The organism is Brevundimonas sp. AVps5, assembly GCF_058681515.1.
Genome location: NZ_CM178740.1, coordinates 2,766,665 through 2,782,221 on the forward strand (window position 1 = coordinate 2,766,665; position 15,557 = coordinate 2,782,221).

At 68.7% G+C, this 15,557-nt stretch carries 17 protein-coding genes; 6 read left to right on the forward strand and 11 right to left on the reverse strand.

Annotated features, from left to right (window positions below; all coding sequences use genetic code 11):
- Window position 1 precedes the first annotated feature (1 nt).
- A complete protein-coding gene (locus tag ACW18A_RS13995) occupies window positions 2–304 on the reverse strand; it encodes a 4a-hydroxytetrahydrobiopterin dehydratase (RefSeq protein ID WP_492022318.1) in 303 nt (100 codons plus the stop codon).
- A 182-nt stretch (window positions 305–486) separates the two neighbouring features.
- On the opposite strand from ACW18A_RS13995, the gene ACW18A_RS14000 reads away from it, so the two are divergent.
- Genes ACW18A_RS14000 through ACW18A_RS14010 form a run of 3 tightly spaced genes read left to right on the forward strand, consistent with a single transcriptional unit; the run spans window position 487 to window position 3,420 of the window.
- Window positions 487–1,272 (forward strand): class I SAM-dependent methyltransferase, encoded by a 786-nt coding sequence (locus ACW18A_RS14000; protein WP_492022319.1) that lies wholly within the window; start codon window positions 487–489, stop codon window positions 1,270–1,272.
- Window positions 1,260–2,858: a 2-polyprenylphenol 6-hydroxylase gene (ubiB, locus tag ACW18A_RS14005; protein WP_492022320.1), complete on the forward strand. Its 1,599-nt coding sequence runs from the start codon at window positions 1,260–1,262 to the stop codon at window positions 2,856–2,858. Before ACW18A_RS14000 ends, ubiB begins: the two co-directional genes overlap by 13 nt.
- Before the next feature lie 16 nt (window positions 2,859–2,874).
- The gene (locus ACW18A_RS14010; RefSeq protein WP_492022321.1) at window positions 2,875–3,420 is read left to right on the forward strand and encodes a hypothetical protein; all 546 of its coding nucleotides are present in this window, start codon (window positions 2,875–2,877) and stop codon (window positions 3,418–3,420) included.
- 110 nt (window positions 3,421–3,530) lie between these two features.
- On the opposite strand, the gene arfB is transcribed toward ACW18A_RS14010, so the two are convergent.
- The 8 genes from arfB to ACW18A_RS14050 form a co-directional block, all read right to left on the reverse strand.
- Window positions 3,531–3,932, reverse strand: a complete 402-nt coding sequence (arfB, locus tag ACW18A_RS14015; RefSeq protein ID WP_492022322.1) for an alternative ribosome rescue aminoacyl-tRNA hydrolase ArfB — start codon at window positions 3,930–3,932, stop codon at window positions 3,531–3,533.
- The gene (locus ACW18A_RS14020) at window positions 3,929–4,408 is read right to left on the reverse strand and encodes a YaiI/YqxD family protein (protein ID WP_492022323.1); all 480 of its coding nucleotides are present in this window, start codon (window positions 4,406–4,408) and stop codon (window positions 3,929–3,931) included. The genes arfB and ACW18A_RS14020 overlap by 4 nt, the downstream gene beginning before the upstream one ends.
- A gap of 169 nt (window positions 4,409–4,577) precedes the next feature.
- Window positions 4,578–5,933 (reverse strand): amidohydrolase family protein, encoded by a 1,356-nt coding sequence (locus ACW18A_RS14025; RefSeq protein WP_492022324.1) that lies wholly within the window; start codon window positions 5,931–5,933, stop codon window positions 4,578–4,580.
- Complete coding sequence (locus tag ACW18A_RS14030; RefSeq protein WP_492022325.1) at window positions 5,933–7,423, reverse strand: amidohydrolase; 1,491 nt, start codon at window positions 7,421–7,423, stop codon at window positions 5,933–5,935. Before ACW18A_RS14030 ends, ACW18A_RS14025 begins: the two co-directional genes overlap by 1 nt.
- 85 nt (window positions 7,424–7,508) lie before the next feature.
- Window positions 7,509–7,787: a DUF167 family protein gene (locus tag ACW18A_RS14035; RefSeq protein WP_492022326.1), complete on the reverse strand. Its 279-nt coding sequence runs from the start codon at window positions 7,785–7,787 to the stop codon at window positions 7,509–7,511.
- A gap of 54 nt (window positions 7,788–7,841) precedes the next feature.
- Entirely contained in the window at window positions 7,842–8,789 is a 948-nt protein-coding gene (locus ACW18A_RS14040; protein ID WP_492022327.1) for a glutaminase, read from the reverse strand.
- Between the two features lie 139 nt (window positions 8,790–8,928).
- Complete coding sequence (locus ACW18A_RS14045) at window positions 8,929–9,858, reverse strand: electron transfer flavoprotein subunit alpha/FixB family protein (protein WP_492022328.1); 930 nt, start codon at window positions 9,856–9,858, stop codon at window positions 8,929–8,931.
- Window positions 9,858–10,622: an electron transfer flavoprotein subunit beta/FixA family protein gene (locus tag ACW18A_RS14050; protein WP_492022329.1), complete on the reverse strand. Its 765-nt coding sequence runs from the start codon at window positions 10,620–10,622 to the stop codon at window positions 9,858–9,860. Before ACW18A_RS14050 ends, ACW18A_RS14045 begins: the two co-directional genes overlap by 1 nt.
- Before the next feature lie 111 nt (window positions 10,623–10,733).
- On the opposite strand from ACW18A_RS14050, the gene ACW18A_RS14055 reads away from it, so the two are divergent.
- On the forward strand, window positions 10,734–11,075 hold the full coding sequence (locus ACW18A_RS14055; protein WP_492022330.1) for a hypothetical protein: 342 nt from the start codon (window positions 10,734–10,736) through the stop codon (window positions 11,073–11,075).
- Here ACW18A_RS14055 and ACW18A_RS14060 read toward each other — a convergent pair.
- Both ACW18A_RS14060 and ACW18A_RS14065 read right to left on the reverse strand, forming a co-directional pair.
- Window positions 11,072–11,962 carry an alpha/beta fold hydrolase gene (locus ACW18A_RS14060; protein ID WP_492022331.1) on the reverse strand — a complete coding sequence of 297 codons (891 nt, stop codon included), beginning with the start codon at window positions 11,960–11,962 and terminating at the stop codon, window positions 11,072–11,074. The genes ACW18A_RS14055 and ACW18A_RS14060 overlap by 4 nt on opposite strands.
- Before the next feature lie 71 nt (window positions 11,963–12,033).
- A complete protein-coding gene (locus ACW18A_RS14065) occupies window positions 12,034–12,519 on the reverse strand; it encodes a Fur family transcriptional regulator (protein ID WP_492022332.1) in 486 nt (161 codons plus the stop codon).
- Window positions 12,520–12,622: 103 nt separating this feature from the next.
- Between ACW18A_RS14065 and ACW18A_RS14070 the strand changes: the two genes are divergently transcribed.
- Both ACW18A_RS14070 and ACW18A_RS14075 read left to right on the forward strand, forming a co-directional pair.
- Window positions 12,623–14,650 carry a TonB-dependent receptor gene (locus ACW18A_RS14070; RefSeq protein ID WP_492022333.1) on the forward strand — a complete coding sequence of 676 codons (2,028 nt, stop codon included), beginning with the start codon at window positions 12,623–12,625 and terminating at the stop codon, window positions 14,648–14,650.
- Between the two features lie 84 nt (window positions 14,651–14,734).
- Window positions 14,735–15,535 (forward strand): SapC family protein, encoded by an 801-nt coding sequence (locus ACW18A_RS14075; protein ID WP_492022334.1) that lies wholly within the window; start codon window positions 14,735–14,737, stop codon window positions 15,533–15,535.
- The last annotated feature ends 22 nt before the right edge of the window (window positions 15,536–15,557 follow it).

Here is a 15,557-nt window from a genome sequence, read left to right on the forward strand (position 1 = left end):
TCTATTCCCCTCCCAGGGATTTTGCGGCGTCGTCGATGAAACGCGCCATCGTTGTGTCGAGATCGGTGACGCCGCCCGCGTCATGGGTCGTCAGCAGGACGGTCACCCGGTTGTAGACGTTGGACCACTCCGGATGATGGTCCATCGTCTCGGCCTTCAGCGCCACACGCGTCATGAAGGCGAAGGCGGCGTTGAAGTCGGCGAATTTCAGCGTCCGCTCGATCGCAGGACGGTCGCCGCCATGGACCGACCAGCCGGTCAGGTCCTTCAGCGCGGCGTCGGGATCGAGGGTCGGTCTGGCCATGAAAGCTCTCCTGTCATCGGGGGGTAAAGGTCTCGCCGTGCGCCCGCAAGGTGCCGCCGCGTCAACGGCCGGCGCTGTGGCAGTTGACCCTGCAGGATCGCCCCGGGTGCGGAACGCCTGAACCGGAGGCCGCGACGGCGAGGCCCGGTGACGCGGGCCTTGCGGCGCGCTAGACCGCCTGCATGACCGCTTCCCACCACGGCCCGCACTCGTCGGGCGACACCTCATCCTTCGGCTTCCGCGACGTGGACGCGCGCGAAAAGGTGCAGATGGTGCGGGGCGTATTCGATAGCGTCGCCTCCAGCTACGACCTGATGAACGACCTGATGAGCGGGGGCGTGCACCGGCTGTGGAAGGACGCGGCGGCCGCGCGGCTGAATCCCCGGCCCGGCGAGACCATCCTCGACGTCGCCGGCGGCACCGGCGACATGGCGCGGCGCTATTCGAGGATGGCGCGGCGGGCCCAGGAACGGCGCGGCGGAGACGACGCCTCGGTCATCGTGCTGGATTACAACGCCGAGATGATCCTCGCGGGGGTCCAGAAGGGCGGCGAGCCGGAGATGATCTGGACCGTCGGCGACGCCATGGCCCTGCCGATCCCCGACGCCTCGGTCGACGCCTATTCGATCAGTTTCGGCATCCGCAACGTCTCCGACATCGCGGGTGCCTTGAAGGAGGCGCGGCGGGTGCTGAAACCGGGCGGCCGGTTCCTGTGCCTGGAGTTCTCGCGCCCGACGGCAGAGGCGGTGCGCAAGGCCTATGACGCCTGGTCCTTCCACGCCATTCCACGCATCGGCGAATGGATCGCGAAGGATCGCGACAGCTATCAGTATCTGGTCGAGAGCATCCGCCGCTTCCCTGACCAGTCGACCTTCAAGGCCATGATCGAGGACGCCGGGTTCTCCCGGGTCACCGTGACCAATCTGTCGGGCGGTGTCGCCGCGATCCACTTCGGATGGGCGATCTGAGCTTTCCGCAGTCATATCGAGTCGCCCCGGCGCCGCCGCCGACCGTGGCCGTGCGCGATCCCTTCGGCGCGACCTGGCGGCTGATCCGCTGGGGTGCCGCCCTGGCCCGGCACGACGCCCTGTTGCCGCGCGAGATCACACCCCTGCTGCCCGCCTGGGCCAGGCTGTTCGCGGGCTTCATCCATCTGTTCGCCGGGCGCGAAGGCCGCGACGGGCGTCCGGGCCAGCGGCTGGGTCGGGCGTTCGAGACCCTGGGGCCGGTGGCGATCAAGCTGGGTCAGGTCATGGCCACCCGTGCCGACATCTTCGGCATCGAGTTCGCCCGCGATCTCGGGCGGCTGAAGGACAAGCTGGCACCCTTCCCGACCGGGGAGGCGCGACGCGAGATCGAGCGCTCGCTGGGGCGGCCGGTCGAGAGCCTGTTCATCGATTTCGGCGATCCGATCGGGGCGGCGTCCCTGGCCCAGGCCCATCCCGCCTGGCTGGCGGATGGACGCAAGGTGGCGGTCAAGGTGCTGCGGCCGGGCGTCGAGCGGCGCGTGGTCAAGGGACTGGACGCCATGCGGCTGGCGGCCGGACTGGTGCACAGACTGGTCCCTGCGGCGCGACGGCTGGAGCCCGAGGCCTTCGTCGAGACGGTGGCCCGGTCGATGTATCTCGAGCTGGACATGCGGCTGGAGGCCGCCGCGGCCTCCGAGCTGCACGACATCATGGACAAGGCCCGCGCCGACGGGGCGCATATGGCCGCGCCCAGGGTCGTCTGGGACGGGGTCGGCAAGCGGGTGCTGACGCTGGAGTGGGCCGTGGGCCTGCCCATGACCGACCCGGCCGCGATCGAACAGCCGGGCATGGACATCAATGCCCTGGCCGACAACGTCGTGCGGGCCTTCCTGGTCCAGGCGCTGGACTACGGCACCTTCCACGCCGACCTGCACGAGGGGAATCTTTTCGCCTCGGCACCCGCCGAGCTGATGGCGGTCGATTTCGGCATCATCGGCCGTCTGACACCCGGCGAGCGTCGCTACCTCGCCGAGATCCTGTGGGGCTTCCTGACCCGCGACTATCCCCGCATCGCCCGGGTCCATTTCGAGGCCGGCTATGTGCCGCCGCATCATTCGGTCGAGGCCTTCGCCCAGGCCCTGCGCGCCGTCGGAGAGCCGGTCATCGGCCGGGCCGCGTCCCAGGTGTCGATGGGCCGGCTGCTGGGCCAGTTGTTCGAGATCACCGCCCTGTTCGACATGCACCTGCGACCCGAACTGATCCTGCTGCAGAAGACCATGGTCTCGGTCGAGGGGGTCGCCCGGCGGCTGAACCCCGACCACGACCTGTGGGCCGCGTCCCAGCCGGTGGTGGAGCGCTGGATTACCCGCGAACTGGGTCCCAGGGCCCAGGTCCGCGACGGCCTGCGCGAAATCCTGTCCGGCGCCCGGGCCCTGTCGCGCCTCGTGCAGGAGCCGCAATCGAGCCAGACGGTGATCGTCGAGCGGGTCAGGACGCCGACCTGGCTGGCCGTCTGTGTCGTCGTCGCGACGGGGCTTTCGGCCGCCGCCCTCGTTCTGTCGCTTTGGCCCGGGATTGTGGGCTGACACCGCCGGAGTCCGCATGACCGTCTCGATCAAGACCGCCGCCCTCGTCTTTGCCCTCGCCGCCGCCGCCGCCGGCCCCGCGCCGGCCCAGACGATGGCGACCCCGTCCCTGAACCAGAGCCGATCGCTCGCCCCGTCGGCCGGCGCGGCCGCCACGATTCCGAACACCTTCGACAGCCCGGCCTCGACGCCCGCGCCCCGCGCGCCCCAGCCGGCCGCTCCGGCTCCACAGGTCACCGAAGCCGAAATGGCCGAGGGCGCGCTCCGCGCCGTGATCGAACAGTTCCGCGCCGCCGACATCGACGAGCGACTGTTCACCCCCGGTGTGGCGACCCAGCTGAACGGCCAGCTGGCGAATTACTCACGGCTGATCCGGGGCTTTGGCGCGGTTCAGTCGATCGAGGTCCAGGGCGTATCCAACGGCGTCGGCCAGTTCCTGGTGATCTTCGACAACGCCGCCACCCAGTGGCAGGTCGGGCTGGAAGAAGGCGGCCTGGTCGCCGCACTCCGTTTCCGCGAGGCGCCGGCCGAATCCTCCGAGCCTTCCGCGCCCGGCGCCTGAGCCTCGGTTCGCCCCCGTCCTCCCCGGAACGGAAGCATCAGGCGTTCAGCCCTCGCCGCCCTGAGACGGGCGACCCTGCCGCGCACGCCGTTTCAGCCTCGGATCGAGCGCTAATCCAGCGTCGGCTTGCCGCGTCCGCTCTTGATCGTCGCGCGTCCCGACTTGGCCTGCAGCCGCCTTTCCTTCGAGGCCCGGGTGGGACGCGTCGGGACGCGATAGGTCGGGGCGACGGACGCCTTGTCGACCAGGTCCTGGAGCCGCTCGATGGCGTCGGCGCGGTTGCGTTCCTGGGTGCGATGACGGACGGCGGTGATCAGGATGATACCGTCGAGCGTCAGCCGGCTGCCGGCCAGTTTCATCAGCCGCTCGCGCACGGGCTCGCGCAGCGACGGCGAGTTCTTCGCGTCGAACCGCATCTGCACGGCGGTCGAGACCTTGTTGACGTTCTGGCCGCCCGGCCCGCCGGCGCGGTAGAAATGGAACTCCAGCTCGCTCTCGGGGATGGTGGTCATCGGCCCCCCGGGACTGGAAACGCCCGTTTGGCCCGCACCACGGCCTGATCCAGCGCCTGGAGGAAGGCCGAGCGGTCCTTCGGCCCGAACGGCGGCGGGCCGGAGGTGGCGACGCCCATGGAGCGAAGATGCTCGCCCACCATTCGCCCGGCCAGGGCCGAGCCGATGGAGTCGGCCGTAAAGGGGGCCCCGTTTGACTTCAGCGCCTGGGCCCCGGACTTCAGGCAGCGGTCCGCCAGAGGGATGTCGGCGGTCACCACGATGTCGCCCGGTCCGGCGCGTTCGGCGATCCAGTCGTCGGCGATGTCAGGGCCCGCATCGACGACGATCTGTTCGATCCATTTTTCGCGCGGCGTGTTGATCCAGCTGTTCGAGACCACGAACACATGCAGGCCGTAGCGGACCGCCACGCGATAGACCTCGTCCTTCACCGGACAGGCGTCGGCGTCGATGAAGATGCGGGGGGCAGGGATCATGCGGTCGCTATACCTCTCCCTCCCGCCGCGGGGGAGGGGCGTCGCGTAGCGACGGGGTGGGGGCGGCAAGGCGAGCCAGAAACGGATCGTCGCCATGTCTCCCTGCCGTTCCCACCCGGCTTCGCTACGCTCAGCCACCCTCCCCCGAGGGGGAGGGAGACGCGTCTCCTCAGTTGCCGTAGGCGACCGGCATCCCCCCGGCCTGACGACCGCCGTTGCGATAGCGGTCGCGCAGCAGGATCTGGCGGCTGGTCAGGGACTGTTCCTGGCCGTTGATGAACTCCGCCGTCACCGACGACAGCGGCTCCAGCGGATCGCCGGACCAGACGACCACATCGGCCGCCACGCCCGCGCGAAGCTCACCGAACTGCCCGGCCATGCCGAAGATGCGCGCCGGATTGACGGTCAGGGCCGCGATCGCCGCCTCGAACGGCAGGCCGTGCGAAACGGCGTTGCCGGCGTTGTAGCGGGCTTCCCGCGCCCGATGGACCGAGCCCTCATTGCCCTTGATGGCGATGACCACCCCGGCCGCGTTCAGGGCCGCCGCATTCTCCATCCGCGCGGCCCGGGTCTCGAGATCGCCGGGCAGGTTGGACAGGGGGTTGAGCAGCACAGGCACGTCAGCGGCGGCGATGTCGGCGGCGACCAGCCAGCCCTCCTCGGCACCGTCGAGGATCAGCTTGACTCCCTCCTCGCGGCCGAGACGCAGGACCTGCTGGATATCGGCCGCGCGGTGGACAGTGACGATCAGGGGCATGGTCCCGTTGGCGACCGGGATCAGGGCCTCCAGGTCGGCGCGTGACAGGGAGAGGTCGCGCAGGGCCGCCCGGTCATAGGCGGCCTTGTTGCGGGCATAGAGGCGGACCTCGGCCAGGGTTTCCTTGAACAGGACGAAGGCCGCGCCGCGCGCGCCGCCGGCCACGCCCGCTCCAGCCTCGCCGAACGGGGCGACCATGGCCACGCGCGGCTGGACCAGGATGTCGGTCCCGGCCGCCAGATGGATCACCGAAGCGGTCCCGGCGAACAGGCCGGGGCTCTGGAATCCGCCCTCGCCCGCGCCGGCGAAATCGCTGTCGTCCTGATGCTGGTGACCGCCCGAGCCGCCCGGATGGTTGGGCACCACGATGGCGCGCGTGATGCCGCCCAGCCGCGCCACCGGGATGGCGATCGACCAAGGGTCGAGGCCATAGCTGACGTCGAACGAGGCAGAGATGGTGTTGGCCGAGTTGGACTGGTCGTCGGATCCGTCGACGGACGAGATCTCGGTCAGGCCGAGGCCCGAGTCGATCGCCACGAAGCCCGGCGTGACCACCTTGCCGCGCGCGTCGATGATGCGGGCGCCCTGGGGAGCCGCACCGGTTCCGACCGAGACGATCCGGCCGCCGGAAATCACGACAGTGCCGTTCTCGATCACGGAGGTTCCGGTCAGGACCCGCCCGCCGGTGATCGCAGTCACCTGTTGCGCCAGAGCCGGCATGGCCGACAGCGCGAGAGCGGTCAGGGAAATCAGGGCAAGGCGGCGCATCAGCGAGCTCCCGGAGCGGTGTTGGCGGCGGCGATGCCGAAGCCCGGCTGGCCCAGCTCGAAGTCGGAGACCGGCTGATACCGCGGGTCGAAGCGGTCGAAGGTCAGGGCGCCGTCGATGAAGACCTGATCGGCACGGGCGTAGACCGAGAAGGGATTGGCGCTCCAGATCACCACGTCGCCGCGCAGACCGGGGGTCAGCGAACCGGTCTCGTCGCTGATGCCGATCGAACGGGCGGCGTTGGAGGTGATCCAGCTGATCGCACGCTCCTCTGAAATGGTCAGCCCGGCGAGACGACCCGCGGCGAGCGCAGAGGCGGCCTCCTGGTTGAGGCGCTGGGTCAGCTGGGCGTCGTCGGAGTGGATGACGGCGCAGGAGCCCTCGGGGGCATCGACGAGAGCGGCGTTCGCCTCGACCGCATCCAGGGCCTCCATCTTGAAGCCCCACCAGCCGGCCCACATGTCGGCGCAGACGCCGGCCGCGGCCAGCTGGGGCGCGATCTTGTAGGCCTCGATGGCGTGGTGGAAGGCGGTGATCCGGTAGCCGAACTCATCCGCGATATCGAGCATCACGGCCATCTCGTCGGCCCGGTAGCAGTGGTTCTGAACCAGGATCGAACCGTCCAGAACCCCGGCCAGGGTTTCGTTCTGAAGGTTGCGGGTGGGCGGCGCGCCCTCGCCCGTCTCGCGCCACTTGTCCCATTTCTCGCGGTAGTCCTGGGCGGCGATGAAGGCGGCGCGATAGCCGGCGACATTGCCCATGCCGGTGGCCGGTGACTGGTTTCGGCCGCCATAGACGCGCGACGGGTTCTCGCCGCAGGCCATCTTCACGCCGTAGGGAGCCCCCGGGAACTTCATCCCCTGCATCGTGATCGACGGGATGTTGCGCACCGTGACCGCCCGTCCGCCGAACAGATTGGCCGAGCCCGGCAGGATCTGGAGCGTGGTGACGCCGCCGGCGCGGGCGGTGTTGAACCCGGGGTCCTGGGGCCAGATCGAATGCTCGGCCCAGACCTGGGCGGTGTTCGGGCTGGTCGCCTCGTTGCCGTCGCTCATGCCGCTGACGCCCGGCGAGGGATAGACGCCGAGGTGGCTGTGCACATCGATGATGCCCGGGGTCACGAACCGGCCGCGCGCGTCGACGACGCGATAGCCGGCGGGCACGGGCGTCGAGGCCGGGCCGACGGCCTCGACCTTGCCGTCCGACATCAGGACGACGCCGTTCTCGATCTTCTGGTCTGTCCCGGTCAGGACCGTCCCGCCGACGATGGCGACGTTGTCACGCGGCAGGGGCTGGTAGGTCGAGGGATAGGGATCCAGGTTGGTCGAGGCGTCGAGACCGCGCGCCATGGTCCGGTCGGTGTCAGCGCCGCCGCTGCTCGAACCGTCGGCGGCGGGCGGAGCGGCCCCGTCCGTGGTGGCGCAGGCCGATAGCATCAGTGCGCAGGCGACGACGGCGAGGCTGGGACCCCGCAAGGCGTGACGGATCATGGATGGACGCTCCCCTGTCGCGCCGACGGCGCGGAACGGGGCGGATTACAAAAGCGTCGCAAGCCGTCCGTCAAAGGCGGAAACATTACATTCCTGTAAGGCGGGCGCGCAGGTCGCCGTCTTCAAGGCCTTCGACCTCGATCATCTTCAGCCGCGACTGGCCGCCGCGGGCCAGGGACACCGACGAGCGCGACACGCCGAGCGACTTCGAGAGCAGTAGAATCAGGGCGGCGTTGGCCTCGCCCTCGACCGGGCGGGCGCGCACGCGGACCTTCAGGACCGGCCGGCCGTCGGCGTCCACGTCCCAGCCGTCGATGCGATCAGAGGCGGCACCCGGGGTCAGTTTGACGGCAAGACGGGCCATATGTGTGCCAGACCAGATGGGCTGCGGAATTTCAACGCCGGATACGGCGTGAAGTCAGAGTCCGGGCGCGTTCATTCCATCGAACACCGACCAGCCGGTGCGCACCGCCAGCCGCTCGAGCGCGAGCGTGCCGAGTTGTGAGTTTCCCTGGGCGTTGAGCCCGGCTGACCAGACAGCGATAGAGGCGACCCCGGGGGCCACGGCCAGGATACCGCCCCCCACCCCCGACTTGCCGGGGAGGCCGACGCGGAAGGCGAAGTCGCCGCTGGCGTCATAGTGACCGCAGGTCAGCATCAGGGCGTTGATCCGCCGAGCCCGGGCCGCGGATACGATCCGGTAGCCGCTGTCGGGGAGAAGTCCGGCGGCCATCAGATAGCGACCCGCCATTGCCAGTTGGACGCAGTTCATGGCGATAGCGCATTGGCCGAAATACAGGGCCAGGACATCCTCGGGAGATCGGCTCAGGTTACCGAATGATTTCATGTAGTTGGCAAGAGCGAGGTTACGAAATCCTGTTTCGGACTCGCTCTTCAAAATCTCCTGGTCGATTGCGATGGTGTCGTCATCGGCAAGGTGGCGGACGAAGCGGGTGAATTCGGCCAGCGATTCCCGCGGCGCGCCTCGCCCGAGGTTCACGTCCGCGACGACGATGGCCCCGGCGTTGATGAAGGGATTGCGGGGGATGCCTCGCTCCGACTCCAGCTGGACGATGGAGTTGAAGGCGCTGCCGGAAGGCTCGCGGCCGACCCGGTTCCACAGCTGGTCGCCGACCCGGCCCAGCGCCAGGGTCAGGGCGAAGACCTTGGAAACGCTCTGCAGCGAGAACAGCTCATCGGCCGAGCCGCCGGTGAAGACGCGCCCGTCCAGGGTGACGACGGCCATGCCGAATTTCCCGACATCGACCCGGGCCAGCGGGGGGATGTAGTCAGCGGGCCGGCCGCGATCGGGGGCGGCCAGCATCTCTTCGGTGATGTCGGCCACGATGGCGGTCAGGTCGTGCATGGATCTCGGTCGCTCAACAGGGTCGGCCTTCCTCACCTACCATCTCGTCGCGGCGGAAACCCGGGGGCAGGCCGCCCGCCCATGAAAAAGGGCGCGGACCTTTCGGTGCCGCGCCCCTGTTCGAAGCCTGCGTGGAGGCTTAACCCAGCGCCTTCATCAGCTCCGGAACCACGGTCTTGTAGTCGCCCACGATCCCGAAGTCCGCGACCTGGAAGATCGGGGCGTCGGCGTCCTTGTTGATGGCGACGATGATCTTGGAGTCCTTCATCCCGGCCAGGTGCTGGATGGCGCCCGAGATGCCTACGGCGATGTAGAGGCCGGGGGCCACCACCTTGCCGGTCTGGCCGACCTGGTAGTCGTTCGGCGCATAGCCGGCGTCCACGGCCGCGCGCGAGGCGCCGACGGCGGCGCCCAGCCGGTCGGCCAGGGGTTCGATCACCGCGTGGAACTCCTCGGCCGAGCCGAGGGCGCGACCGCCGGAGACGACGATCTTTGCGGCACCCAGTTCGGGACGGTCCGACTTGACCATCTCCTCACCGACGAAGGCCGCCTTGCCGGCGTCCGAACCGGCCACGGTCTCGACCGGGGCCGAGCCGCCGTCAGCAGCCGCAACGAAGGCGGTCGGACGGACGGTGATGACCTTCTTGCCGTCCGACGACCGGATGGTTTCCAGCGCGTTGCCGGCATAGATCGGTCGCACGAAACTATCAGACGAAAGGACCTCGACGATCTCGGAGATCGGGGCGACGTCCAGCTTGGCGGCGATGCGCGGCATGAAATTCTTGCCGTCCATCGAGGCGGGCGAAAGGATCGCGTCGTAGCCGGCGGCGAGGGCGACGACCGTGGACGTCACTGCCTCGGCCAGCTGGTGACCCAGCTCGCCGCTCTCGGCCAGAAGCACCTTGCGGACCCCCGAAATCTTCGCGGCCGCATCCGCGGCGGCCTTGGCGCCGGAGCCCACGACCAGAATGTCGACGTCGGAGGACAGGGCGAGGGCCGCAGTCACGGTCTTGTTGGTGCTGTCGCGGACGGCGGAACCGTCGTGGTCGGCGATGACGAGGACGGCCATCAGAGGGCTCCCGCAGTCTTGAGTTTGGACACCAGTTCGGCCGCGTCGGCCACCTTGATCCCGGCCGAGCGGGTCGGCGGGGCCGTCACCTTGACCACCGTCAGCCGGTTGGCCGTGTCGACGCCGTAGTCGGCGACCGCCTTCATCGCGATCTCCTTCTTCTTGGCCTTCATGATGTTCGGCAGGGAGGCATAGCGCGGCGTGTTGAGGCGCAGGTCCACCGTGATCACGGCCGGCAGGGCTGCCGACAGGGTCTGGTTGCCGCCGTCGACTTCGCGCGTGACCCTGGCCGTGCCGCCGGCGATCTCGATCTTTGCGGCGAAGGTGGCCTGGGGCCAGTCGAGCAGGGCGGCCAGCATCTGGCCGACCGCATTGTTGTCGCCGTCGATGGACTGTTTGCCCATCATGACCAGGTCCGGCTTCTCTTCGGCGACCACGGCGGCCAGCAGTTTGGCGACGGCCAGCGGCTCGAGGTCCGCGTCGGACTGGATCAGGATGCCACGATCGGCCCCCATGGCCAGGGCGGTACGGATGGTTTCCTGGGCCTGGGTCACGCCAATGGAGACCACGACGATCTCTGTCGCGGTTCCGGCGGCATGGTGTTCCTTGCCTTCTTTCAGACGAACGGCCTCTTCGACGGCGATTTCGTCGAACGGATTCATGCTCATCTTGACGTTGGCCAGATCGACGCCGGTCTGGTCCGCCTTCACGCGGGCCTTGACGTTATAGTCGATCACCCGTTTGACGGGGACGAGAACCTTCATATCAGCCAGTCCTGAGTTCGCCGGAATGTTGCGGCAGGGAATGGAACGGGCGAAGGAGCCTGTCAACGTAACGCGACGTGAACCTGGGACGTCGCCGCGAGTGGAAAATCGATGAACCGCTTCCTGACCATGCGCCGCCTGTCGATCCTCTTCCTCGGGCTGTTCGCTGTCCTCGTCGCCGGAGCCTTCGCCTTCCAGCGATTCTATGTCGCGCCGGCGGACCGGTGCGAGCAGAGCGGCCGCTGGTGGTACCCCGAGGGACGCGAGTGCGTTCAGCCGATCTATCTGCCGGACATCACCGGCCGTCCGGCGGGCGTGACGCGGGCTGAGGCCTCGGACGAGCAGAACCGCGAACTGCTGGCCATCGAGGACCGTCTGGCCGCCGAGAAGGCCGCCCGCACCGCCGCGACCGAACGCGACCGCGCCGACTACCTCGCCAAAACCGGCAACTAGACCGCCGCGTCGAACAGGGCGTCGCGCACGATATCGGGACGCAGCATCGGGAAGAAATGGCTGCCGCCCTCGACCGTCTCGACCGAGACGAGGGGCAGGCCGTGCGGCGCGGCCGCGACGGCGCAGGTCGAATTTGTCGCGGCCTTCAGGATGCGGATCGGCCTGTCACTGTCGCGCATCGCCTTCCACGGGTCGTGGCCCTGGACCGAATAGTTGGAGGCCTCCCATTCGGGCGGGCAGGTCAGGACGAACCCCCCGGCGTCCTCGGCCAGACCGGCGCCGAGATAGTCGACCAGCATGATGTCGGACCAGCCCTTGAAGGCGCCCCGGCCGCGATAGGCCGCCAGGGCCTGTTCCCGGCTCTCGAACCGTGACCGGCGCCGAAGCGCCCCCTTCACCAGCGGGATGTGTCCGGGCAGCCGGTTGATCAGCGGCAGCTGGAGCGCAGCCACCACCCACCGCTGCCAGATCACCGGGTCCAGGGCGACCACCTGTGAAACCCTTGCGGGCCGTTCAGCGGCGGCGAGAATGGCGCTGGTCGCGCCCATCGAATGGCCGGCCATGACCACCGGCGGCCCGTCCAGGCTGTCGACCAGGGAGACGAGATCGTCGCGGTGATCCTGCCAGCCCTTCCGGCCCTGGCGGTTCGTCGGCAGGGTGGTCGCGCCGTGGCCGCGCAGATCGGGCGCGAGGATGCGCAACGATGAGGCCAGGGGGGCCAGGATCGAGCGATAGGTCCGGGCGTTGAAACTGTTGGCGTGACAGAAGATCAGATCGACCGGCCGCTTCGGATCGCCGAAGTCGAGCACCGACATGTCTCCGTCACCCCACCGATTGACGATGGGCACGGTCAGGCGGCGGGGCGGGGAGAGCCGGGCAGCATCCATGGATCGAATCTAGGGAGCCGGGGTCGCCGACGCCAGCGCGGATGAGCCCGTGCGGCGACGCGGCGTTCCGGTCATGCCGCTACGCGGCAGGCCGGACAGCGGCCGTGGCCTTCGATCGTCGTCCGCTCGAGCGCATAGCCGGCGGCGATGGCGGCCTGCTGCAGGGCCTCGCCCTCGGGCGGAGTGACCTCCTCGGTGGCGCCGCAGCAGTCGCAGATCAGGAAGGCGGCAGCGTGGGCCCGGTCACCCACCGAACAGGCGACATAGGCGCTGATCGAGGCGATGCGGTGCGCCATCCCGGTCTTCTCGAGGAACTCCAGCGCGCGGTAAACGGTGGGCGGCTTGGCGGCGACACCGTCGGCACCGTAGCGGGCGATCAGGTCATAGGCCTTAACCGCCTCCCCCGCCTGCAGCAGCAACTCCAGCACCCGCCTGCGCGGCGCGGTCATCCGCTCGCCCTGTTGGGCGCAGCGCGCCTCGGCCGAGGCCAAGGCGTGGTCGATCTCTCCGGCGCTCAGGCCGGTCTCGTGGTGATCGTGGTCGCAGTGGGAGCCCATCACCCAGAGCTAGGCCGCCGCGGGGCGCATCGCAACAGGGGTCGCTTGACTATGCGTGATGTTATCTCATAACACTTTGCCTCCGCCTCCCCGAGAGATCGTCATGCGTCCTGTTTCCGTGTCCCGTTCCGTCCTTCTCGCCGCCGTTTCGGCTCTCGCCCTGGGCGGCGCGGCCCATGCGCAAAGCGCGCCGCCGACGCAGGACGCCGACGCTGTGGAAGACGTGGTCGTCACGGGCCGTCCCTTCGGCGTCACAGACAATGCCAGTCTCGTCGCCGTGGACGTACTGGACGAAGAGGCCCTGGCGGTCGCCCCGGTCCAGACCCTGGGTGATCTGGTGGCCGACCTGCCGGGCGTGCGCTCCTCCAGCTTCGCACCGGGCGCCAGCCGTCCCGTGATCCGGGGCCTGTCCGGCCCGCGCGTCCAGGTCCTGACCAACGGCCTGGGCATGATCGACGCCTCCGCCGTCTCGCCGGATCACCAGGTCGCCGTGGACCCGGCCGAGGCCAACCGGATCGAGGTCGTGCGCGGCCCCTCCACCCTGACCTTCGGCGGCTCGGCCATCGGCGGGGTGGTCAACATCCTCGACGAGCGCATTCCCACCCACGCCGTCGAGGGCGGCGTCGATGGTCACGTCTCGACCCAGTATTCCAGCGTCGACCACGGCTATGGCCTGGGCGCGCGTCTGGCGGCCAACGCGGGTCCCTTTGTCGTCACCGTCGACGGCTTCCGGCGCGACAGCGGTGACTACGACATCCCCGGCTCGGCCATCTCGCAGCGGCTGGCGGAGGCCGAGGGCGTGGCCCGCGACGGGGCCGGGACCGTGGTCAACAGCTTCGCCGAGATCGAACAGGTCGGGGCCGGCGTTTCCTATGTCGACGACCGCGGCTTCGTCGGCGTCTCGATCAAGAACACCCGATCCAACTACGGCACTGTGGCCGAACCCGAGGTCTCCATCGACCTGGAACAGACCCGCTACGACTTCCGGGCGGAGCGCGAGCTGGACAACGCCTGGTTCCAGAGCCTGCGCCTTTCGGCAGGCTATGCCGACTACGAACACACGGAGTTCGAAGGCCCCGACGTCGGCACCGTCTTCCAGTCCTCGGGCCATGAGGGCCGGGCCGAACTGATCCAGCGCCAGCGCGACGGCTGGCAGGGCGTGGTCGGGGTCCAGGTGCTGGACCGCGACTTCGACGCCATCGGCGAGGAGGCTTTCGTTCCCGCGACATCGATCCAGGAAACCGGCCTCTACACCGTCCAGCGGCTGGACCTCGGTTCCTACGGCTTCGAGGGCGGCGTCCGCTACGACCGCCGCGAGCTGTCCGCCACACCGATCGGCGGCGCGACGAGCATCGACCGCCAGTTCGACAACTGGTCCGCCTCGGGCTCCGTCTTCGTCAAACCCGCCCAGGGCCTGTTCCTCGGCCTCAGCCTGTCGTCCAGCGAGCGAGCGCCGAGCGAGGTCGAACTGTTCTCCGACGGCGTCCACGTGGCCACTGCGGCCTATGAGCTGGGCGATCCGACGCTCGATTCCGAGAAGGTCCTGACCCTGGAGGGCACGGTCCACCTGTCGCGCGGGCCGCTGGACGGCGACCTGCACGTCTATCGGGCGAAATACGATGGCTTCATCGACCAGCGCCCCACCGGCGCCGATTTCGACTTTGACGGAGAGCCCTTCCCGATCTTCGCCTATGTCCAGACCGACGCGACCTTCACCGGCTTCGAAATCGACGGCGACTATTCGCTCTGGGAGTCCGGCGAACGCAGCCTGAAGCTCGGTGCCGCCGCCGACTATGTGAAGGCCGATACAGACCTGGGCCCGGCCGCGCGCATCCCGCCGTATTCGATCACCGGTCGCCTGACCTGGACCGACGCCAACTGGGATACGGAACTTGAGGTCCGCCACGTCGGCGAGCAGGACGAGACAGCCGCCTTCGAACTGCCGACCGACGGCTACACCATGGTGAACCTGTCCGGCTCGATCCGACCGTTCGCTGACCGAAACGTCACCGTTTTCGCCGAGGCCCACAACCTGACGGATGAGGAGGCGCGGGAACACGCCTCCTTCCTGAAGGACGTCGCGCCCCAGGCCGGGCGAAACCTGCGGGTCGGCGTCGCCTACCGGTTTTAAGCCTCACAGGAGCGCCTGTTTGCGGCGGCGGGCCGGTTCCGCTAGAAGGCCCGCCTTTCCGTCATTCCCAGAGCTCTTGCGTTCATGACCGACACCACCGCATCCCAAGACGCCGGCCTCGACGGCAACGTCCTGTTCTACGGCAAGCCCGAGCCGCTCTCGAGCGACCTCCACGGCAAGCTGGGCGTCAATCCGGTCGACCGGCCCTACGCCTTCGTTGCCTCGTCGCACGTCGTGCCGCTGACCGTGACCGAGTTTGCGCCGGCCGCCCTCAGCTATCCCGTCGTCTTCCTCGGCGATTCCAAACAGCCCGTCGCCGTCATGGGTCTGCGCCAGTCCGAAAACCTGTATGTGACCGCCAAGGGCGAATTCCGCCCCGAGGCCTACATCCCGGCCTACGTCCGTCGCTATCCGTTCGTCTTCGCCAACGACGCGCAGAACCAGCGCATGATCCTGTGTATCGACCGCGCCGCGCCCTTCATCGTCGAAGGCGGCCAGGCTCCGCTGTTCGAGGACGGAAAGCCCTCGGACTACGTCAACCAGGCGATGGAGTTCTGCAACAATTTCGAGCAGGAGCGTCAGCGTACTGAAAGCTTCGTCAAGCTGCTGACCGAGCTTGACCTGTTCGACGTCCGCGAAGCCGTCTTCACGCCCCGCAACGAGCGCGGCGAGCCGGGTCAGCCGCAAAAGCTGGCCGATTATTTCGCCGTCTCGGAGGAGAAGCTGAAGGCCCTGCCGGCCGAGAAGCTGGCCGAACTGCGCGACAACGGCGCCCTGGGCCAGATCTACGCCCACCTGGTGTCGCTGCTCGGCTGGGACCGCCTGATCGCCATGGCCTTCCAGCGCGCGAACGACAACGGCGAACTGGTGGCGGGTAACGCCTGATCTGAAGTGGCGAGCAATCAGT